Source organism: Actinoplanes aureus (assembly GCF_015704865.1).
Lineage (GTDB): Bacteria > Actinomycetota > Actinomycetes > Mycobacteriales > Micromonosporaceae > Actinoplanes > Actinoplanes aureus.
In genome coordinates this window covers 180,666-199,807 of record NZ_JADQTO010000006.1, presented here as the reverse complement: position 1 = coordinate 199,807, position 19,142 = coordinate 180,666, and the positions used below count along the sequence as shown (strand labels likewise).

Below are 19,142 nucleotides of genomic sequence, written 5' to 3'. Positions count from 1 at the left end.
CGCGCCCCTGCTTGATCGCGCCCGGCGGGAGAGTGGAGCGATGACGGAGCTGTCCTACGTCCGGCGCGGATACGGCCCGCCGCTCGTGCTGATCCACGGCATCGGCAGTCACTGGCGGGTGTGGTCGCCGATCCTTGGCGAAGTCAGCCGGCACCGCGACGTGATCGCCCTCGACCTGCCCGGATTCGGCGACTCCCCGCCCTGGCCGGACCTTCCGCCCGGCGGGGGGCCACCCGGTTCGGTCACCCACCTCGCCGACCTGGTCACCGCCTTCCTGGACCGGCTCGGCGTGCGCACCCCCGAGGTGGCCGGCAGCTCCCTCGGCGGCGGCATCGCCCTGGAACTCGGACGGCGCGGCCTGGCCCGGACCGTCACCGCGTTCGCCCCGGTCGGCTTCTGGAACAGGTCCGGCCGCCGCTGGTGCCAGGCCGTCGTCGGCGCCGCCCGCACCGGCGCGGTCCGCCTCGGCCCCGCACTACCCCAGATCATGGCGTCCCGGGCCGGCCGGGCCGCGTTCTGCTCGGTCTTCTACGCGCACCCGGGCCGGCTGCACGCCGCCGACTGCCTGGCCGCGGCCCGCGCCCTGGCCGGCGCGCCCGGCTTCGCCGAGGCGCGCCGCGCCTTCGCCCACCTGCGCCCATGGACCTATGCCAGAACCGGCGACCTGACCCGCATCCCGGTCACCATCGCCTGGGGTACGCGCGACGCCGTCCTCCCGCACCGCAGCCAGGCCCGCCGCGCCCGGGTCGTGCTGCCAACCGCCCGGCACGTCCGCCTACCCGGCTGCGGCCACCTCCCGTTCGCCGACGATCCGTCCCGCTGCGCCGAGCTGCTCCTCGCCGGCACGTCCGGACACCCGGGCCCGGACCACCCGCAGTAGCTCGGCCGGGCGCAGTGCGTCGTCACGTTCCCAGAGTTCGGCCTCGATCGTCCGCCCCAGCGGGAGGTCCTCGACGACCTCCAGCCCGTGCCGGGCCAGCAGGCCGGCCGCCTGCTCCGGGGTGAGGAAGGTTCGCCACGGCTCGCCCTGCTCGCCGGCGACCGCGGCGACCGCGGACGCGTAGGCCCGGCCCGCCTCGTCGCGCATCCGCTCCGGGACCAGGTAGTCCAGGACGACCTCGGTGCCAGGCGCCCAGCGACCGATCGCCTCCAGTGTCCGCCCCACGGCGTCCGGAGTGAGGTACATGGTGACGCCGAGCCAGCTGACGAGCGCCGGCGACGCCGGGTCGAAGCCGCCCTGGCGCAGTCCGTCCACCAGAGAGCCGGTCTCCAGGTCCAGCGGCACGTGCCGGACCGCCGGCGGCACCGGGACGCCGGCCTCGCCGATGCGCCGGAGTTTCCACTCCTGCATGCCGTGATCGTCCACTTCGAAGACCCGCGGCGGCGCATCCGAGCGGTAGGCGTAGCTGTCCAGGCCGGCCCCGAGGATCACGTACTGACCGAGATCGGCCCGAGCCACCCGGGACTCGACGTAGCGGCTGCGGCACAGGGTCTGGGCGCGGGCGCCGGCCAGAATCGGGTGGGCGCCGTAGGCGTGGTGGTAACCGATCAGCTCGCGGGCCCGATCACCGAGCAGCGTCTCGGCGAGCGGGTCGGTGAAGATGGTGGGTGCGCCGTCGACGAGCGGGTGCGCGGCGCGGGCGGCGGCAGCCTGGAGTGCGGTGATGCTGAGGGGGTGCGTCATGGTTCGCAACGCTAGCCCGCAATCCGGACATCATACCACAAAATGCCTTCTCGAACAAGGGCCGTACGTACCTCAGCGGGTCAGCCAGGTGACCAGCATGACCAGCAGGAAGATCAGGCCCGCGGCCAGGGTGACCGTAGCGACGAGCGTGTTGACGCCGTCCTCGGAGCGCGCGGGGCGGTCGACCGGGGTGGCCAGGTTGCCGACGGTGGAGAGGACACGCGAACCGGCATGGCGCAGCCGCCGGACCCAGACGTGGACCTGGTCCACTCCGGACATATGACCACACCTCCGCGCACCGCCTCGCTCGACCGGTCAACGAGCCATGGGCGGAACAGTGATGCGGCGCCGGGTGCGGCACTGCCACACTCTGCGTGCCGAGGTATGGATCAAATGCGGAAGGGGATCGCATGGAACACCTGCGGGAGGCCGCGAAGCTGCTGGCCCAGGCGCAGCGGGTGGCGGTCTTCACCGGCGCCGGCATCTCCGCGGAGAGCGGCGTGCCGACCTTCCGGGACGCGCTCACCGGGTTGTGGGAACGGTTCGACGCGCAGTCGCTGGCCACGCCGCAGGCCTTCCACGAGGATCCCGATCTGGTGTGGGGCTGGTACGAGTGGCGCCGCCACCGGGTCGGCATCGCCCGCCCGAACGCCGGGCACGATGCGGTGGCCGCGATCGAGACGCACGCCCCGCACACCACCGTCATCACCCAGAACGTCGACGACCTGCACGAACGCGCCGGGTCGGCGGGGACCGTCCACCTGCACGGCAGCCTGTTCGCGCCGCGCTGCGTCGTCTGCGAGAAGCCGGCCGCGCTGCCCGAGCCGACCGGCGAACCGGACGGCGGCCGCCGCCTCCCGCCGCCGGCGTGCGTGAGCTGCGGTGGCCTCGTGCGCCCGGGCGTGGTCTGGTTCGGCGAGGCGCTGCCGGAGGCGGCGCTGGAGACCGCCTGCCGCGCCGCCGCCGGGTGTGACGTGCTGCTGACCATCGGCACCTCGGGGCTGGTCTACCCGGCCGCCGAGATCCCCCGGCTGGCGGCCCGGTCCGGAGCCGCGGTGATCCAGGTGAACCCGCGGCCCACCCCGCTGGACCGGATCGCCGCGGTCAACCTGCACGGGCCGGCCGCCCGATCACTGCCCGACCTGGTGGCCGCTACCTGGTCCTAGGGAGCGGGAGATCGCGCAGCGGCCCCTTGCGGACCTTGTTGGAGCCGGTACGCGGAAGGTCGTCCACCACGTCCACGTAGACCGGGATCTTGTACTTGGCGAGCCGCCCCGCCAGGAACGCCGGCACCTCACCCGGCTCCAGGCGCTGTCCCGGCACCGGTACGACGAACGCCCGGCCCACCTCGCCCCACTTCTCGTCCGGCACGCCGACCACCGCGGCCTCGGCCACCGCCGGGTGCTCGAAGATCGCCGCTTCCACCTCGGCCGGGTACACGTTCTCCCCGCCGGAGATGTACATGTCCTTGGTCCGGTCGACGATCCGGAAGTGGCCGTGCTCGTCGACCACGGCCAGGTCGCCGGAGCGGAACCAGTCGCCGTCCACGAAGGCGGCCGCGGTCGCCGCCGGATCGTTCCAGTAGCCGGGTGTCACGTTGGGGCCCCGGACCAGCACCTCGCCGGGCTCCCCGGGCTCGGCGTCGGCACGGACGTCGGTGAAGAAGACCGGCAGCCCCGCCGAGCCGACGTGCTCGCGGCTCTCCCGGGCCTCCAGGAAGGTCGCGCCGGGCGCCGTCTCGGTCATCCCGTAGCCCTGGCAGAAGGCCAGACCCCGCTCCTGGTAGGTGCGGATCAGCGCCTCCGGCACGGACGCGCCCCCGGTCATCAGGTTGCGGACCGAGGACAGGTCGGCGTCCGGCCAGCGCGGTGACTGGGAGAGGCCGGCGAACATGGTGGAGACGCCGAACATCCAGGTCACCCGGTGCCGGGCGATCAGGTCGAAGCAGCCGTCCACGTTCCAGCCCGGCATGATCACCGAGGTGCCGCCCTTCAGGAACGTCGGCAGCAGGCACTGGTTCAGCGCCGCGACGTGGAAGAGCGGCGCACTGACCAGGGTGACCTCGTCGCTCGCCACGTCCACGCAGACCAGCAGGTTGTAGCAGTTCCAGATCAGGTTGCCGTGGGTGAGCATGGCGCCCTTGGGATTGCCGGTCGTCCCCGAGGTGTAGAGGATGCAGGCAACGTCGTCGTGGTCCACCGGCTCGTCGACCTCGACCGGTTCGCCCGACGCCAGAAACGCGTCGTAGCTCGATAAATCGACCTTAGGCGAAATGTCGGTCTGCACCGGAAGAGCGTGGATCAGCGCCACCGCCCCACTGTGGCCCAACTGGTAGTCGATCTCCGGCGGGGTGAGCCGGAAGTTCAACGGGACGAAAACGGCACCCAGGGCATAGGTGGCGAACATCGTCTCCACAAAGGCCGGATGGTTCTGCCCCAGATAGGCCACCCGGTCGCCACGCCGCACCCCGGCACCGCGCAGAGCCGAGGCCAGCCGGAGAATCCGCTGGTAGAGCGAGGCGTACGTGACCGGCCGGTCCTCGAAGATCAGCGCGGTGCGCCCGGGCGACATGGCCGCCCGGCGCGCTGGCCACGATCCGAGACCTCGATTACGCAGGCCTTGATTAGGCATAGTGCCGGTAGACGGGCCGGGCCACGCAGGCCGGCTTCGACGACCCGTCCACCTCGACGGTGAAGTCGAAGGTGCTCTGCACCCCACCGCCGGCCACGTCCTCGACGCTCACCACCTTGGCGGTCAGCCGGATCTTGGCGCCGACCTTGACCGGGGTGGGAAAGCGCACCTTCTCCAGCCCGTAGTTGACGCCCATCTTGATGCCCTCGACCTTGAGCAGGCCGGCGAACAGCGGGATGACCAGCGACAGGGTGAGGTAGCCGTGGGCGATCGGGCCGCCGAACGGTCCGGTCTTGGCGCGCTCGACGTCCACGTGGATCCACTGGTGGTCACCGGTGGCGTCGGCGAAGGTGTTCACCCGCTCCTGGGTGATCTCCAGCCACTCGGAGGGGCCGAGCTCCTGGCCGACGAGCGACTTGAGTCCGTCGAGGCCGTTCACGGTGGTCGTGGTCATTTGTCGTTCTCCCTGAATAGAAGGCGGGCTGCGTTGTCGCGAAGGATCTTTGGCCGGACCGTTTCCTTGATGTCGAGGGCCGCGAAGTCGGCGAGCCAGCGGTCCGGGGTGATGACGGGATAGTCCGAGCCGAACAGCACCTTGTCCTGGAGCAGGCTGTTCGCGTAGCGGACGAGCTGGGGCGGGAAGTACTTGGGTGACCAGCCGGACAGGTCGATGTAGACGTGCTCCTTGTGCGTGGCGACCGCGAGAGCCTCGTCCTGCCACGGGAAGGACGGGTGGGCCAGGATGATCCGCAGGTCCGGGAAGTCCACCGCGACGTCGTCGACGAGCATCGGGTTGGAGAACTTGAGGCGGATCCCACCACCGCCGCGGACCCGGGCACCGATGCCGGTCTGCCCGGTGTGGAACAGGGCCACCGCCCCGAGCTCCTCGATCGCCTCGTACAGCGGGTAGGCCATCCGGTCGTCCGGCGCGAAACCCTGGATGCTGGGATGGAACTTGAAGCCGCGTACGCCGTAGTCGTTCACCAGCCGGCGGGCCTCGCGGACGCCGGCCCGGCCCTTGTGCGGGTCGACGCTGGCGAACGGGATGAGCGTGTCCGGGTGCGCCGCGCAGCCCTCGGCGATCTCCTCGTTGGCGATCCGCGGGTGCCCGGTGGCGTGTTCGGCGTCGACGGTGAAGACCACCGCGGCCATCCGGCGTTCCGCGTAGTACGAGGCCATCTCGTCGATGGTCGGCTGCCGGTGGCCGTGCGCCTGGAAGTAGTCGGCCGAGGCGCCGAGCAGCGCGGGGTCGAGCGAGGTGTGCCCGTCCCTGCTGACCTCGGCGTGCGTGTGCACGTCGATCGCGGTGAGCTGGTCGAGGTTCATGACCGGGGCGCCGGGATGCCGTAGGTCTCCGGGACGAAGTCCCACCCGGCCGCGATCGCGGCGGCCGTCCAGCCTCCGTCGGCGTACTTGACCGCCTTCTCCGCCGGATGCGACCAGAGTGCCAGCCTGTCGCCGCCGATGCCGATCGCCTGGCCGGTGACGTCCTTCGACGCGTCCGAGGCCAGGAAGGTGATCAGCCCGGTGACGTCCTCGACGGTCCCGAGGCCCTCGTCGCGGCGCAGCCAGGCCGGGAACGGCTGACCGGTCCGCTCGGCCTCCTCGATCACCGGGGCGAACGCCGGGATGGTCTTGGTCATCTCGGTGGCCGCGACCGGCACCACGGCGTTCACCGTGATCCCGGCGCGCCCGAGCTCGAGCGCCCAGGTCCGCGCCATCGCCGCGATGCCCGCCTTGGCGGCCGCGTAGTTGGTCTGCCCGAAGTTGCCGCGCTGCCCGGCCGGCGACGAGATCAGGATCAGCCGGCCGCCGTCGCCCTGCTCACGCATCCGGATCGCGGCCGCGCGGGCGCAGGTGAAGGTGCCGCGCAGGTGCACGTCGATCACCGCGTCGAAGTCCTCGTCGGACATCTTCCAGAGCACCCGGTCGCGCAGGATGCCGGCGTTGGTGACCAGCACGTCGAGCCGGCCGAAGTTCTCCACGGCCGCGGCGACCAGCCGCTCGGCGGTCTCGGTGCCGCCGACCGCGGCGGCGACGCCGACCGATCCGGGGATCTCGGCGACCGCGGCATCCACCACGGCCTGGTCCACGTCGTTCACGACCACCGAGGCGCCGGTGGAGGCGAGCGCCTTCGCGTAGGCCAGACCCAGCCCGCGCCCGCTACCGGTCACGATGGCGACCTTGCCAGTCAGATCCATGCTCATCAACCTCTCACAGAATGCCGCCCGAGATTAACAGGAATCCTGTTGATCTGATCCTCAAGGAGGATCAGGTTTCCTGTCAATGGGGTAATCTGGCGGCCCGTGCGAAACCGAGGAGCGTCGTGATGCCGTCCCTGCTGTACCTGGTCAAACAGCTCGAACTGGCGGTACGCAGCCACCTGGACGAGCTGGTCCGCTCGGCCGGGATCACCGCGCTGCAATACACCGCGCTCACCGTCCTGGAACGCCACGACGGCCTCTCCGCCGCCCAGCTCGCCCGCGACTCGTTCGTCACCGCCCAGTCGATGGCCGACATGGTGCGCGCCCTGGAGACCCGCGGCCTGATTCGCCGCGAACGCAACGCCGGCAACCGGCGGGAACTGCTCATCCGCCTCACCGACGAGGGCCGGTCCCTGCTGGCCTCGGTCGCCGGCCCGGTCCGCGAGCTGGAGGAACGCATGATCAGCAAGCTGACGGCGGCCCAGGCCGCCGACTTCCGCCACTCCCTGATCACCGCCTGGCAAGCCCTTTCGAGGTACGTGTAACCGCACAGTCCCGCCTCCGCCGCGCGAGCTTCGCGCCACCCCGGGCCCCAGCGCGACCGCCGGGAAACAGCACGGGGAGAGCCTCACACGCGCGGCGGCGGTCCGGTACCGCGCAAATCGCCGATCCTCAGGCGGGGTCGACCGGGGTCCGGGCCGGGAAGGCGGCCTCGATGTCGCCGGCATCCTGGAGCTGATGCCGGCCGGCGTCGCCGTCTAGGCTCCCGCCGCGTCGAGGCGGGCCAGCTGCTCGGCGTCGAGCTTGATGTCGAGAGCCGGCAGGGCGTCCTCGAGTTGCCCGTAGGTGCGCGGGCCGATCAGCGGCAGGACAGGCGGGGTGGCCTGGTGCAGCAGCCAGGCCAGGACCAGCTGGTTCGGCTTGACGCCGAGTTCGTCGGCGAGCGACGTGAGGACGGCGAGGCGGCGTTCGCTGTCCTCGCCGGCGTACGGTTCCATCGCCCAGTGGCCGGTCCGCTTCGCCGGGTCGTCGTAGACGCCCTTGAGGATCGGCGAGTAGGAGACCAGGGTCAGGTCCCGGTGCGACGCCAGGTAGTCCCACTGCTCGGTGCCGACGATCGAGGCGTGGTCCAGGCCGGCCCGGGGCCGCAGGTAGGTGTGCTGCTGCTGGACCGCGACCGGCGCCGGCCAGCCGTACCGGTCGCAGAGTTGCCGGATCGCCTCCAGGCGCCAGGTACGCACGTTGGACCAGCCGAGGTGGCGTACCTTGCCCGCGGTCACCAGCCCGGCCAGGGCCTCCAGGGTCTCCTCGAGCGGGGTGTTCCGGTCGTCCACGTGCACGTAGTAAAGGTCGACGTGGTCGGTGCCGAGCCGGCGCAGGCTGCCGTCCAGGGCGTGCCGCAGGGTGTCCGCGCCGGCCCCCGCGAAGGTACGCCGGGCCAGCTCCCAGTTCGCCGTCCCGTCGGCGGCCCAGAGGTCCGGCGAGTAGTGCGGCAGGGCGCTGCCCTTGGTGGCGAGGAAGACGTCGTTCCGCCGATTGCCGGCCCGCATCCAGCGGCCGAGCAGTTCTTCACTCTCCCCGCCCCGGCTGCCGGGCGTCGCCCACCACTCGTAGCAGTCGGCGGTGTCCACGAAGGAGCCGCCGGCCTCGAAGTAGCGGTCGAGGATGCGGAAGGACGACTGCTCGTCGGTGGCGTTGCCCATCTGCATGGCACCGAGCGCGAGCTTGCTGACCTGTTCACCGGTGCGTCCCAGTTCGATCGTGTCCATGGACCCGACGCTATGAGCTGGAGCGCGCTCCAGGTCAACCCAGTGACCGCGGGCACATTTCGATACGAGGACGTTCCGTTTCCCCGACACCGGGCATAGGGTCATCGAGGAATACGAAACAGTTCCGTTTCGAAATCGGGGGCTACTCAACATGGACAACCCGCAAGCCGGGCATCCCCGGCGCTGGGCGATCCTCGGCGTGCTGGTGATCAGCCTGATCGTGGTCGTGCTCGACAACACCGTGCTCAACGTCGCGCTGAGCACCATCTCCGACCCGGAGCGCGGGCTGGGCGCCACCCAGAGCGAGCTGGAGTGGGCGATCAACTCGTACACCCTGGTCTTCGCCGGCCTGCTCTTCACCGCCGGCATCCTGGCCGACCGGCTGGGCCGCCGGATCACCCTGATCGCCGGCCTGGTCGTCTTCGGCGTCGCGTCGCTGATCTCGGCGTACGCCGACACGCCCAGCCAGCTGATCGCGGCCCGCGCCGTAATGGGTCTCGGCGCCGCGGCCGTCATGCCGGCCACCCTGTCGATCATCGCCAACGTCTTCGACCCGCGCGAGCGGGCCCGCGCCATCGGCGTCTGGGCCGGCGCGGTGGGCCTCGCGGTGGCGGTCGGCCCGGTGATCGGCGGCCTGCTGCTGGAGAACTTCTGGTGGGGCTCGGTCTTCCTGATCAACGTGCCGATCGTGATCGCCGGCGTGGTCCTGGTGCTGGTGCTCGTGCCGGAGTCGCGTGACCCGAAGCCGAACCGGATCGACGTGCTCGGTGTGCTGCTGTCGATCATCGGCCTGACCCTGCTCACCTACGGCGTGATCAAGGGCGGCGAGGACGGCTTCGGCGAGACCGCGGCCTGGAGCACGATCGCCACCGGCGTGCTGGTGCTGGCCGGGTTCGTGCTCTACCAGAGCCGGATCGAGTTCCCGTCGCTGGACGTACGCCTCTTCAAGAACCGGCAGTTCTCCGCCTCGGTGGGCATCGTCGGCCTGGTCTTCTTCGCGGCGATGGGCGCGATGTTCTTCGGCGCGTTCTACCTCCAGCTGGTCCGCGGCTACGGGCCGCTCGCCTCGGGCGCGCTGTTCGTACCGTTCGCGGTCGGCCAGATGATCTTCGCCCCGCTCAGCGCGAACATGGTCAAGCGGTTCGGCCCCAAGGCGGTCAGCACGGTGGGCCTGCTTCTGGTCGCGGCGGCCCTCTCCACCTGGCTGCTGATCGGCGCCGAGACCCCGATCTGGGTGGTCGCGGTGGCGTTCTTCGTGCAGGGCGTCGGCATGGCCAACGTGATGCCGCCGGCCACCGAGGCGATCATGGCAGCGCTGCCCCGGGAGAAGGCGGGCGTCGGCTCGGCGGTCAGCAACACGATCCGCCAGCTCGGCGGGGCGCTCGGCGTGGCGGTGCTGGGCGCGGTCGTGTCGTCGGCGTACCGGGGACATCTCGGCGAGGCCGCCTCGGCCCTGCCGCCCGCCGCCGAGGAGGCGGCCCGCGAGTCGGTCGCCGGCGCGTACGCGGTGGCCGCCCAGGCCGGCCCGGCCGGTGCCGAGCTGATCAGCCAGGCGAACGCGGCGTTCATCACCGCGATGCACTACGCCGCCGTCGGCACCACGGTGTTCGCCCTGCTCGGCACGCTGGTCGCGGCGATCTGGCTGCCCGGCCGGCGGCGCACCGGGACGCCGGCACCGGCCGCGGCCGATCAGCCGGACGCCGAGTTGGTCGGCGCGTAAACCGCTCGGCGACAATGAACGACATGACCGTCGCTGACGCCGCACCCGAGACCGGCCAGGAGCGCAAAGCTCCTGGCCGGCCCCGCAACGCCCAGGCCGACGAGGCCATCCTCGACGCGGTGCTGGCGCTCCTCTCCGACGGGCAGAGCGCGGCCGCGATCTCCATCGAGGCGGTGGCGGCGCGGGCCGGCGTCGGCAAGGCGACCATCTACCGCCGCTGGCCGAACAAGGAGGCCCTGCTGATCGAGGCGGTGCGCGCGATGAAGGGGCCGCTGCCGGAGCTGGCGGGCCGATCGGTACGCGACGACCTGATCGCCCTGGTGGAGGCGAACCGGACTCCGAACGCCCAGCGCAACGGCAAGATCACCGCCTGCCTGCTGCCCGAGTTCATCAAGGACGAGGAGCTGGGCCGGATGCACCAGGCGGTCGTCGAGCCGCGCCGCGACGTGACGCGCCAGGTGCTGCGGCGCGGGATCGAGTCCGGCGAGCTGCGAGCCGACCTGGACGTCGAGCTGACCCTGCTGATGCTGTCCGCCCCGTCCATGGTGCAGGCCATGCTGCCGTGGTCACCGCGGGTGCCCGACGAGGGCTTCGCCGAGAAGTTGGTCGACGCGCTACTGCGCGGCGCGGCTGCCTGAGCCTCGCGCATCCCGAAACGCCAGCGAAAAAGTGTTCGCTTTGGTGCAATCGGGACATGAGAGACCGTCCGGGTAAAACATCATCGGCACCAGCCCGCGCCGAGGTTCGCGCGGCGCTGCACGCGTGGCGGGACAGCCTCGTCGATCTGGGCGACACCAACCGGCTGATCAGCTTCCCGTCCGACCACCCCGACACGGTGGAGATCGTCGGCCCGGACCCGGAGGCCGTGGTGGCCGCCCTGCACCACGGCCGGGAGTGCGCCCTGGTCGGCACCGGCGCCGACCCCGAGCGGTACGCGGCTGCGGATCAGGTGCTGCGTACCGAGCTGCCCGACCCGTCGTTGGACGCCGCACTGCGGCGGATGATGAAGAAGGCCCGGCAGGAGTACCTGGACCGGGGTGTGTCGGTGCTGCACCTGGTGCTCGGGCTACTGCGCTGGCGGGACGAGGCCGATCAGCCGTACGCCAGCCCGGTCCTGCTGCTGCCGGTGGAGCTGGTGGCGTCCGGCCCCGGCGACCCGCCGCGGCTGCGGCTGCGCGACGACGACGCGGTGCTCAACCCGGCCCTCGCCATCCGGCTGCGCCGCCTCGGGATCGAACCGCCGGCCATCGGCTCCGAGCTGGACGTCGCCCGGATCTGGTCGGACCTGCAGAGTTCGGTGTCCCGCCGCCGCGGCTGGCACGTCGAACGGACCGTGGCGCTCTCCTGCCTGACCTTCCACAAGGAGGCGATCTACCGGGACCTGCTGGTCAACGAGGACCGGATCCTCGGCGATCCGATAGTCCAGGCGCTCGCGGTCACCGGCACCGGCCGGCAGACCGACGCGTTCCGGTTCCACCCGATCCCGGCCGCCGACATCGATCGGGTGGCCGGTCCCGAGCACGTGCCGCTGGTGCTCGACGCCGACGCCTCGCAGCGGGCCTGCATCGCGGCGGCGGTGGCCGGGCACAGCTTCGTCATGGACGGCCCGCCCGGGACCGGCAAGTCGCAGACCATCGCCAACATGATCGGCTGCCTGCTGCACGCCGGGAAGCGGGTGCTCTTCGTCTCGGAGAAGGCGGCGGCACTCGACGTGGTGCACCACCGGCTGGTCGAGGCCGGCCTGGACCGGTACGTGCTGGAGCTGCACGGGCACAAGGCCGGGCGCAAGGAGGTGGCGACCGCCGTCGCCGCGGCCCTGGACGACGGGCCGGCACCGCGCGGCGCCGGGGCCTCGTCCAAGGCGGCCGCACCGGACCGGCGCGGCACCCGGGAACGCCGGGAGCAGCTGAGCACGTACGCGGAGGCGATGAACGAGGTACGCCAGCCGCTGAACCGCAGCCTGAACGACATCCTCGGCTTCTGCGCGCAGCTCGTCACCGCGCCGGCCGCCCCGGTGCCGGTGATCCCGCCGGCCACCGTGACACCGGAGTCGGTACGCCGGATCCGGGAGGCCGCCAACCGTCTCGCCGCCTCCTGGCGTACCGCCGTGGAACGCGACGTGCTGCCCTGGCGTGACGTGGCGAAACGGGAGCCGCTGGACCCGATCCTGTCCAAGGCGGAGCGGGCGCTGACCGGCCTGACCCGGGCGGTACGCGACGACCGGGCGCCGGCCGCCGCCTTCGGGCTGGGCAGCCCGGACGACGCGGGAACCCTGGCCCGGCTCGCCGGGCACGCCGGGCACCGGCCGCCGCCGGTCCGCGACGAGTGGCTGACCGCGCCCACCCTGGATCCGGTCCGGCAGGCCGCGGAGGCGCTGGGCCGCGACCTCACCACGGTGCGCGCCGCCCGCGAGTCGACCACCAAACGGGCCGGGGCGACCTGGTCCGCGCTTCCGGTGCCGGCCGACCTGCCCGGTGTGCCGGACCTGAGCGCGCTGGTCCCGGAGCCGGTGGACCTGGCGCCGCTGACCGCCGCCGAGGCCGACCGGCAGGCACGGGCCTGCACCGAGGCCGCCGACGAGCTGGAACGGCACCGGGCGGCGATCGACAAGGTGACCGCGAAGCTGGGCCTGCCGAAGGCGGTGACGGTCGCCGACATCGGGCGGATCGCGGACATCGCCGAGCTCGGGTCGCGGACGCACAAGCCGGAGCCGTTCTGGTTCGGCCCGGGCGCGGCGGCCACCGTCGCCACCGGCGTGCAGACCCTGCGGCGGGCCCTGGAGAACCTGGTCGCGGCCGAGGTACGGGCCCGGCCGTTCTTCGCCGAGGCGATCCTCACCCAGCCGGTCGAGGAACTGGCCGACCGCTTCGCCCGGGTGCACCGCGGGTGGCGCAAGCTGCTCGGGGCGTACCGGCACGACCGGCGGATCGTCTCTGCCTTCGTGCTGCCCACGGCCGCGGTACGGGACGCGCTGCCCCGGCTGGAGACCGCGGTGGCCTGGCAGCGGGCCCGGCAGGACCTGGCGGCGGCGGAGCAGGCGTACGGGCCGGCGCTGGGCCGGTACTGGCAGGGGCCGGGGACCGACTTCTCGGCGGTCGAGGAGGCGTTGCAGGTCGTCGACCAGGGGCTACGGGCCGCGCCGCCGGCGGCGGTTCCGGCTGTGGCGGCGTACGCCTGCGCGCCCTCACCGGATCCGGAACTGATCCGCCAGGCCACCGCCGCCCGCGACGCCGTGCTCGGCAAGCAGCCCGGCCCGTACACCGCGGACCGCCCGGAGCTGGTCGCCGGCCCGATCGAGATCGCGGTGGCCTGGCTGCGCGCGCACGCCACCGCCCTGGCTGCGGTGGCCGCCGTGGTGCACGCCTACGACGTGGCCACCGGCCGCACCCTGGACTTCGCCGAGGTGAGCCTGCTGGGCCGGCTCCGGCAGGAGGTCGCCGACGCCGAGGCGGGACTGGCCGCCAGCGCCGCGAAGTACGTGGAGGTGTTCGGGGACGCGTACCGGGGCGCGGAGACCGACGAGGCGGCCCTGGCCGCGGCAGTCGCCTGGGCCGGCGAAACCCGCGCCCTGCTCACCGGGTCGGACAAGCCGCTGACCGGTCCGCAGGTGGCCGCGCTGCGCGACCTGCGGCCGGTCGCCGGGCTGGCCAAGCTCGCCGAGCAGTGGGCCGCGGCTCGGCAGACCGTGCTCCAGGCGTTCGCGCCGGCCCGGCGCGCCGCCCTCGGCGAGGAACTCGCCGATCCGGAGCGGGCGCGGGCGTTCCTGCAGCGGATCCGCGACGACGCCGGCGGCCAGGAGGAGTGGTTCGCCGCGCAGGACGCCCGGGCCGTGCTCAGCGGGTACGGCCTGGACGGCGTCGTGGAGTTCTGCGCCGACCGCGGGGTGGCCGCCGAGCAGATCCGGCCGGCCGTGGAGCGGGCCCTGTTCCGGGCCTGGGCGGACGCGGTGATCCAGAGCGACCAGCGGCTGCGGCCGTGGCGGGCCGCCGACCGGGATCGCCTGGTCGCCGAGTTCCGCGGTCTGGACAGCCGGCTGACCGCCTCGGCGGTGGACGACATCGCCGAGGCCGTCGCCGCCCGCCGGCCACCGACCGACAGCCCGGAGGCGGACCTGGTACGCCGGGAGGCGATGAAGGCGAGCCGGCACCTGCCGGTCCGTGAGCTGATCGGGCGGGCCCGCGAGCTGGTCCTCGGGCTGCGGCCGTGTTTCCTGATGTCGCCGCTGACGGTGAGCCAGTCGCTGCCGCCGGACCTCCGCTTCGACGTGGTGATCTTCGACGAGGCGTCGCAGGTGACCCCGGCCGACGCGGTCAACTGCATCTACCGGGGCACCGCGCTGATCACCGCCGGGGACGACCGGCAGCTGCCGCCGACCTCGTTCTTCGACCGGGCGCTGAGCGCCGTCGACGACGACGAGCCGGAGCTCGCGGTGCTCGACTTCGAGTCGGTGCTGGAGCTGGCCAAAGGCTGCGGAGCGTTCCCCAGCCTGGGCCTGAACTGGCATTACCGCAGCCGGCACGAGGCGCTTATCGCCTTCTCCAACCACCAGTTCTACCAGGGCCGGCTCAGCGTCTTCCCGAGCGCCAGCGCCGGCGGGCCGGACACCGGCGTCGCCCTGCTGCCGGCCGGCGGCGTCTACCGGCGCAGCGGCGGACGGGACAACCCGGTGGAGGCGGCGCGGGTCGCCGAGCGGATCGTGCACCACTTCACCACGCGGCCCGGCTTGTCGCTCGGCGTGGTCACCTTCTCGATGGCGCAGGCCGAGGCGATCGAACGGGCCGTGGAGCAGGTGGCGGCCGGCCGGCCGGAGCTGTCCCGGATCCTCGACGACGACCGGCTGCACGGCTTCTTCGTGAAGAGCCTGGAGGCGGTGCAGGGCGACGAGCGGGACGTGATGATCTTCTCGATCGGCTACGGGTTCGACGAGGACGGCAAGATCAGCTCCAACTTCGGTGCGCTGAACCGGCCCAACGGGTGGCGCCGGCTCAACGTGGCGATCACCCGGGCCCGCTACCGGGTGGAGATCGTCACCTCGATCACGGCACGGGACGTGCCGGAGACCGACAACGAGGGGGTACGCCTGCTCGCGTCGTACCTCGACTATGCCGAGCGGGGCCCGGCCGCTCTGGAGACGTCGATCCCGGAGCGGGCCGCCGGTGAGCCGGACGGGCCGTTCGTCGAGTCGGTGCTGGCCACCATCCGCTCCTGGGGCTACCCGGTGCACCCGGCGCTGGGCTGGGCGGGTGGCCGGGTCGACCTGGGCGTGCGGCCGCCGGACCGGCCGGAGGCGGGGTACGCGCTCGGCGTCCGGTGCGACGGCCCGGCGTACGGGGACTGCCCGGCGGCGCGGGACCGGGACCGGCTCAGCGAGCAGGTGCTGCTCGGCCTCGGCTGGACCCTGCACCGGATCTGGTCGATCGCCTGGTACCGGGACCGGGACGGCGAGGAGGCCCGGCTGCGGGCGGCCCTGGAGCGGGCCACCGGCAGCATCCGGGCCCTGCCGGAGCGGCATCTCTCGGCGGCACCGACCAGCACGCCGCAAAACGGCACGCCGCAAAACGGCACAGCTCCACACGGCACGGGCCCCGCCGTGTCAGGAAGCAGCGCGCTCCCAGCGGTCGGCGGGTAGCGCCGCGCACAGGGCGGCGAGCTGCGCGATCACCGCGCGCGGCTCGCCGTCCGGGCGCAGGCGACGCAGTTCGCCGGCGGCCAGCGGCGGCACCTCGACGTGCGAGATCAGCGGGTGGAACGGGCGCCGGTCCACCTCGCCGGCACCGAACAGGGTCTCGGCGAGCTTCTCCCCCGGCCGCAGCCCGGTGTAGCGGATCTCCACCGGCTCCGGCGCGAGCTGGACCATCTGCTGCGCCACCTCGGCGATCCGCACCGGGTGGCCCATCTCCAGGACCAGCGCCTCGCCGTCCCGGCCGATCGCCGCGGCCTGGATGACCAGGTGCACCGCCTCCGGGATGGTCATGAAGTAGCGGGTCACGTCCGGATGCGTGACGGTGACCGGGCCGCCGTCGGCGATCTGCGCGCTGAACGTGGTGAAGACCGAACCGCGGCTGCCGAGCACGTTGCCGAAGCGCACGCTCAGGAAGCTGCCGCGGCGGCGCCCCGCGGTCCAGGCGGTGAGCCGCTCGGTGATCCTCTTCGAGTAGCCCAGGACACTTGTCGGGTCGGCCGCCTTGTCGGTGGAGATGTTGACGAACCGTTCCACGTGCTCCGCCGCGTCGAGCACGTTCTGGGTGCCGAGCACGTTCGTCTTGATCGCCTCGCCCGGGTACTTCTGGAGCAGCGCGAGGTGCTTGAGCGCGGCCGCGTGGAAGACCACCTCGGGCCGCCGGGTGCGGAAGACGGCCCGGATCTGCTCGGCGTCGCGCAGGTCGGCCAGGATCACCGCCGGGTCGTCGAGGCGGCCGAGCGGGTCCAGGGACAGCTGCACGGCCTGCAACGCGGTCTCGTCGCGGTCCAGCATCATCAGCTCGGCCGGCTGGAAGTGGTGGATCTGCCGGCACAACTCGGAGCCGATCGACCCGCCGGCCCCGGTGACCAGCACGCGTTTGCCGGTCAGGTACCCGGCGATGGCGTGCAGGTCGGTCTCGATCTGGTGCCGGCCGAGCAGGTCGGTGACCTGCACGTCACGGATGTCGTCGACGGCCACCGAATGGTCCATCAGCTCGCTCACCGACGGCACCACCTTGAAGGTGGCGCCGGCCGCGACCGTGCGGTCGCGGATGTCGCGCACCAGCTCGGCCTCGGCGTTGGCCACCGCGAACACCAGCATGGAGGCACCGGTCGCGGTGAGCACGGACGCGATGTCCTGACGAGAACCCCGCACCGGTACGCCGAGCACGTGCAGCCGCCGCTTGTGCGGGTCGTCGTCGATCAGCCCCACCGGCAGGTACCGCCCGCCCGGGTCGTGCAGCATCGAGCGCAGCAGCAGGGTCGCGGCCTCTCCGGCGCCGAAGAGGACGACCGGGGCGGCGGTGCGCACGTCCGGACGCCGGCGGCGCATGGCACGGGAGCGGTGGGCGTACCGGGCGGCGAGCATGAGCAGCATCGCCACCGCGCCACCCATCACCGGGGCGCTCGCCGGGACGGGGTGCCGGGAGAGCAGCACGTCGACCACGAAAAGTCCCGCGGCGGTGGCGCCGGTGGTGGCCGCGACCGCCCGGATCTCGTCGAAGCTCGCGTACCGGTAGCGGCCCCGGTAGAGGTGCCGGGTGTGTCCGATGGCGGCCTGGAGGAACACGGCGAGCAGCACCGCGGCGACCGTCCCGGCGAGCCGGTCCCGGTCCGGGGCCGAGCCGTACCGGGTCAGCACGGCGGCGAACAGACCTGCCGCCCAGGCGGCGCTGTCCACCAGGAGGAAGCCCAGGTGGCGATGGCGTCTCGCCCGGGCCCGTACGTCGTCCCACGAGAACACGCTCGTCCTCCAACCACGCCCAGCCCGGTCGAGGCCACTCTACCGACCAATATCCTCCTAAAGAGGACTTTTCTGATATCGCCGGTGAACGCCCGATCACGCCATATCGTGGCAGTAGCCACGGAACGGGGAGGTCTGCATGGGCCTACGGGATTACCTCCGTGTTGCCAAGAGACACTGGTGGCTGGTGGTGACCTCGGTTCTCCTCGCGCTCGGCGTGGCCCTCGTGGTGAACCTCCGCACCACGACGTTGTACGCGGCCCACGTCACGTTCTTCTTCACCACACCCTCACAGATGGCGGCCGACCTCTATCCGGGCAGCATGTTCTCCACCGGCCGGATGGCCACCTACGCCGAGCTGCTGACCAGCGACGAGATCGTGGTGCCGCTGACGGCCGCCACCCGGACCGGTCTCACCCCGGACCAGCTGCGGGGACGGATCAGCGCCGAGCCCATCGCCGACACGGTGATGCTCGAGGTCACCGTGGAGGACCCGTCGCCGGAACGCGCGATGGTGCTCATCTCCGCACTCACCACCCTGTTCAAGGAGACCGTGGAGGGCCTGGAGCGCAACCCCGAGGCCGACGGCCCGGCGGTACGGGTGGAAGTCGTCAACCAGCCACACCTGGCGGAGGAGCCGGTCGCCCCCCGCCCACTGGACAACTTCGCCCTCGCCGTGATGGCCGGCCTGATCGTCGGCGCCGGTTCCGCCGTGCTCCGCGAGGTCTCCGACGCGACCGTCCGCAACGCCGACGCGCTACAGGCCCTGGCGTGCGCGCCCGTACTGGCCCGGGTTCCGGCGGACGCGGGTGCGCCGTCCGTCGGGCCGTTCGTGTCGGCGAGCAACTCCGCGCGTACCGAGGCGCTGCGCCAGGTCCGTACCCTCCTGCAGACCACTGCGGCCGGCAGCTCGCTCAAGACCCTCGCGGTGACCAGCGCGGTTCCCGGTGAGGGCCGCTCCGGGACCGCGTGCAGCCTCGCGCTGCTGTTCGCCGAGACCGGTCAGCGGGTGCTGGTCGTCGACGCGGAGTTGCGGCGTCCCCGCCTCGCCAAGTTCCTCGGCCGGGACGACTCGGCCGGGCTGAGCACCGTACTGAACGGCTCGGCCACCGTCGACCAGGCGCTGCAGCCCTGGGGCGCCGGGTTGTGGCTGCTGGCCGGCGGGCGTCCGCCGCCGAACCCGAGCGAGCTGCTCAGCTCGCAGCGGATGACCGAGCTGGTGGACGAGGTGCGCCGCCGCTTCGACGTGGTGATCTTCGACTGCCCGCCGCTGCTGCCGGTGACCGACGGCGAGGTGATCGCCGCCCGCGCGGACGGCACGCTGCTGGTCGTCCGGTTCAGCCGGACCACCGGCGCGCAGGTCAGCGCCGCGGTGCGCGCGTTGCACGGGGTGAACGCGTCGCTGATCGGCTGCGTGCTCAACATGGTGCCGCGCAAGAACACCGACGCCTTCCCGCACTTCGACGAGTACGTCGCCCCGCCGCCGGAACGCCGGCCGGGCCTGTGGCCGAGGTGGTGGACGCGGTCGCTCATCGGACCCGAGCTGATCGGAGCGGGTCTCGCGCTGATCGGAACCCAGCTGATCGGAACGCAGCTGATCGGGACGCAGCTGATCGGGACGCAGCTGATCGGCGCCGGGTTGTGAACGCCGTTCGCCCGCCGTGCGCGATCCGCCCACCCGGGCGATCTTCGCTGGTTACGCTGCGAA

General features: G+C 72.4%; 15 protein-coding genes. 7 read left to right on the top strand and 8 right to left on the bottom strand.

Going from position 1 to position 19,142, the window contains the following annotated elements; genetic code table 11:
* Positions 1–40: 40 nt before the first annotated feature.
* Positions 41–880, top strand: coding sequence for an alpha/beta fold hydrolase (locus tag I4J89_RS14995; protein WP_196414557.1), 840 nt, complete (start codon positions 41–43; stop codon positions 878–880).
* Here the strand turns inward: I4J89_RS14995 and I4J89_RS14990 are convergent.
* Positions 776–1,684, bottom strand: coding sequence for a class I SAM-dependent methyltransferase (locus tag I4J89_RS14990; protein WP_196414556.1), 909 nt, complete (start codon positions 1,682–1,684; stop codon positions 776–778). The genes I4J89_RS14995 and I4J89_RS14990 overlap by 105 nt on opposite strands.
* A 72-nt stretch (positions 1,685–1,756) precedes the next feature.
* Positions 1,757–1,963 carry a hypothetical protein gene (locus I4J89_RS14985; RefSeq protein WP_196414555.1) on the bottom strand — a complete coding sequence of 69 codons (207 nt, stop codon included), beginning with the start codon at positions 1,961–1,963 and terminating at the stop codon, positions 1,757–1,759.
* 131 nt (positions 1,964–2,094) lie between these two features.
* Here I4J89_RS14985 and I4J89_RS14980 point away from each other — a divergent pair, with 131 nt between their 5' ends.
* Entirely contained in the window at positions 2,095–2,850 is a 756-nt protein-coding gene (locus I4J89_RS14980; RefSeq protein ID WP_196414554.1) for an SIR2 family NAD-dependent protein deacylase, read from the top strand.
* Here the strand turns inward: I4J89_RS14980 and I4J89_RS14975 are convergent.
* Genes I4J89_RS14975 through I4J89_RS14960 form a run of 4 tightly spaced genes read right to left on the bottom strand, consistent with a single transcriptional unit; the run spans position 2,837 to position 6,516 of the window.
* The gene (locus tag I4J89_RS14975; RefSeq protein ID WP_230858965.1) at positions 2,837–4,255 is read right to left on the bottom strand and encodes an acyl-CoA synthetase; all 1,419 of its coding nucleotides are present in this window, start codon (positions 4,253–4,255) and stop codon (positions 2,837–2,839) included. The two genes, I4J89_RS14980 and I4J89_RS14975, sit on opposite strands and share 14 nt — an antisense overlap.
* Before the next feature lie 52 nt (positions 4,256–4,307).
* Positions 4,308–4,769: a MaoC family dehydratase gene (locus I4J89_RS14970; protein ID WP_196414553.1), complete on the bottom strand. Its 462-nt coding sequence runs from the start codon at positions 4,767–4,769 to the stop codon at positions 4,308–4,310.
* Entirely contained in the window at positions 4,766–5,641 is an 876-nt protein-coding gene (locus tag I4J89_RS14965; RefSeq protein ID WP_196414552.1) for an amidohydrolase family protein, read from the bottom strand. Before I4J89_RS14965 ends, I4J89_RS14970 begins: the two co-directional genes overlap by 4 nt.
* Positions 5,638–6,516, bottom strand: coding sequence for an SDR family NAD(P)-dependent oxidoreductase (locus I4J89_RS14960; RefSeq protein ID WP_196414551.1), 879 nt, complete (start codon positions 6,514–6,516; stop codon positions 5,638–5,640). The genes I4J89_RS14965 and I4J89_RS14960 overlap by 4 nt, the downstream gene beginning before the upstream one ends.
* 128 nt (positions 6,517–6,644) lie before the next feature.
* Here I4J89_RS14960 and I4J89_RS14955 point away from each other — a divergent pair, with 128 nt between their 5' ends.
* Positions 6,645–7,064 (top strand): MarR family winged helix-turn-helix transcriptional regulator, encoded by a 420-nt coding sequence (locus tag I4J89_RS14955; RefSeq protein WP_196414550.1) that lies wholly within the window; start codon positions 6,645–6,647, stop codon positions 7,062–7,064.
* A gap of 213 nt (positions 7,065–7,277) precedes the next feature.
* Here the strand turns inward: I4J89_RS14955 and I4J89_RS14950 are convergent, their stop codons facing one another.
* Positions 7,278–8,288, bottom strand: coding sequence for an aldo/keto reductase (locus I4J89_RS14950; RefSeq protein ID WP_196414549.1), 1,011 nt, complete (start codon positions 8,286–8,288; stop codon positions 7,278–7,280).
* 151 nt (positions 8,289–8,439) lie between these two features.
* On the opposite strand from I4J89_RS14950, the gene I4J89_RS14945 reads away from it, so the two are divergent.
* The 3 genes from I4J89_RS14945 to I4J89_RS14935 are packed head-to-tail and all read left to right on the top strand — an operon-like array spanning position 8,440 to position 15,637.
* A complete protein-coding gene (locus I4J89_RS14945) occupies positions 8,440–10,008 on the top strand; it encodes an MFS transporter (RefSeq protein ID WP_196414548.1) in 1,569 nt (522 codons plus the stop codon).
* Positions 10,009–10,022: 14 nt separating this feature from the next.
* Complete coding sequence (locus I4J89_RS14940) at positions 10,023–10,646, top strand: TetR/AcrR family transcriptional regulator (RefSeq protein WP_196414547.1); 624 nt, start codon at positions 10,023–10,025, stop codon at positions 10,644–10,646.
* A 56-nt stretch (positions 10,647–10,702) separates the two neighbouring features.
* Positions 10,703–15,637 (top strand): DUF4011 domain-containing protein, encoded by a 4,935-nt coding sequence (locus I4J89_RS14935; RefSeq protein WP_196414546.1) that lies wholly within the window; start codon positions 10,703–10,705, stop codon positions 15,635–15,637.
* On the opposite strand, the gene I4J89_RS14930 is transcribed toward I4J89_RS14935, so the two are convergent.
* Positions 15,602–17,434, bottom strand: coding sequence for a polysaccharide biosynthesis protein (locus I4J89_RS14930; RefSeq protein ID WP_309238326.1), 1,833 nt, complete (start codon positions 17,432–17,434; stop codon positions 15,602–15,604). The two genes, I4J89_RS14935 and I4J89_RS14930, sit on opposite strands and share 36 nt — an antisense overlap.
* A 190-nt stretch (positions 17,435–17,624) precedes the next feature.
* Between I4J89_RS14930 and I4J89_RS14925 the strand changes: the two genes are divergently transcribed.
* Positions 17,625–19,079, top strand: a complete 1,455-nt coding sequence (locus I4J89_RS14925; RefSeq protein WP_309238325.1) for a tyrosine-protein kinase domain-containing protein — start codon at positions 17,625–17,627, stop codon at positions 19,077–19,079.
* Positions 19,080–19,142 lie beyond the last annotated feature (63 nt).

Excerpts from the sequence above, each read along its gene's own strand:
- I4J89_RS14970 (WP_196414553.1), bottom strand. The coding sequence starts at position 4,769 with ATGACCACGACCACCGTGAACGGCCTCGACGGACTCAAGTCGCTCGTC.
- I4J89_RS14995 (WP_196414557.1), top strand. The coding sequence starts at position 41 with ATGACGGAGCTGTCCTACGTCCGGCGCGGATACGGCCCGCCGCTCGTG.
- I4J89_RS14965 (WP_196414552.1), bottom strand. The coding sequence starts at position 5,641 with ATGAACCTCGACCAGCTCACCGCGATCGACGTGCACACGCACGCCGAG.
- I4J89_RS14990 (WP_196414556.1), bottom strand. The coding sequence starts at position 1,684 with ATGACGCACCCCCTCAGCATCACCGCACTCCAGGCTGCCGCCGCCCGC.
- I4J89_RS14985 (WP_196414555.1), bottom strand. The coding sequence starts at position 1,963 with ATGTCCGGAGTGGACCAGGTCCACGTCTGGGTCCGGCGGCTGCGCCAT.
- I4J89_RS14955 (WP_196414550.1), top strand. The coding sequence starts at position 6,645 with ATGCCGTCCCTGCTGTACCTGGTCAAACAGCTCGAACTGGCGGTACGC.
- I4J89_RS14935 (WP_196414546.1), top strand. The coding sequence starts at position 10,703 with ATGAGAGACCGTCCGGGTAAAACATCATCGGCACCAGCCCGCGCCGAG.
- I4J89_RS14950 (WP_196414549.1), bottom strand. The coding sequence starts at position 8,288 with ATGGACACGATCGAACTGGGACGCACCGGTGAACAGGTCAGCAAGCTC.
- I4J89_RS14945 (WP_196414548.1), top strand. The coding sequence starts at position 8,440 with ATGGACAACCCGCAAGCCGGGCATCCCCGGCGCTGGGCGATCCTCGGC.
- I4J89_RS14960 (WP_196414551.1), bottom strand. The coding sequence starts at position 6,516 with ATGGATCTGACTGGCAAGGTCGCCATCGTGACCGGTAGCGGGCGCGGG.
- I4J89_RS14980 (WP_196414554.1), top strand. The coding sequence starts at position 2,095 with ATGGAACACCTGCGGGAGGCCGCGAAGCTGCTGGCCCAGGCGCAGCGG.
- I4J89_RS14975 (WP_230858965.1), bottom strand. The coding sequence starts at position 4,255 with ATGTCGCCCGGGCGCACCGCGCTGATCTTCGAGGACCGGCCGGTCACG.
- I4J89_RS14940 (WP_196414547.1), top strand. The coding sequence starts at position 10,023 with ATGAACGACATGACCGTCGCTGACGCCGCACCCGAGACCGGCCAGGAG.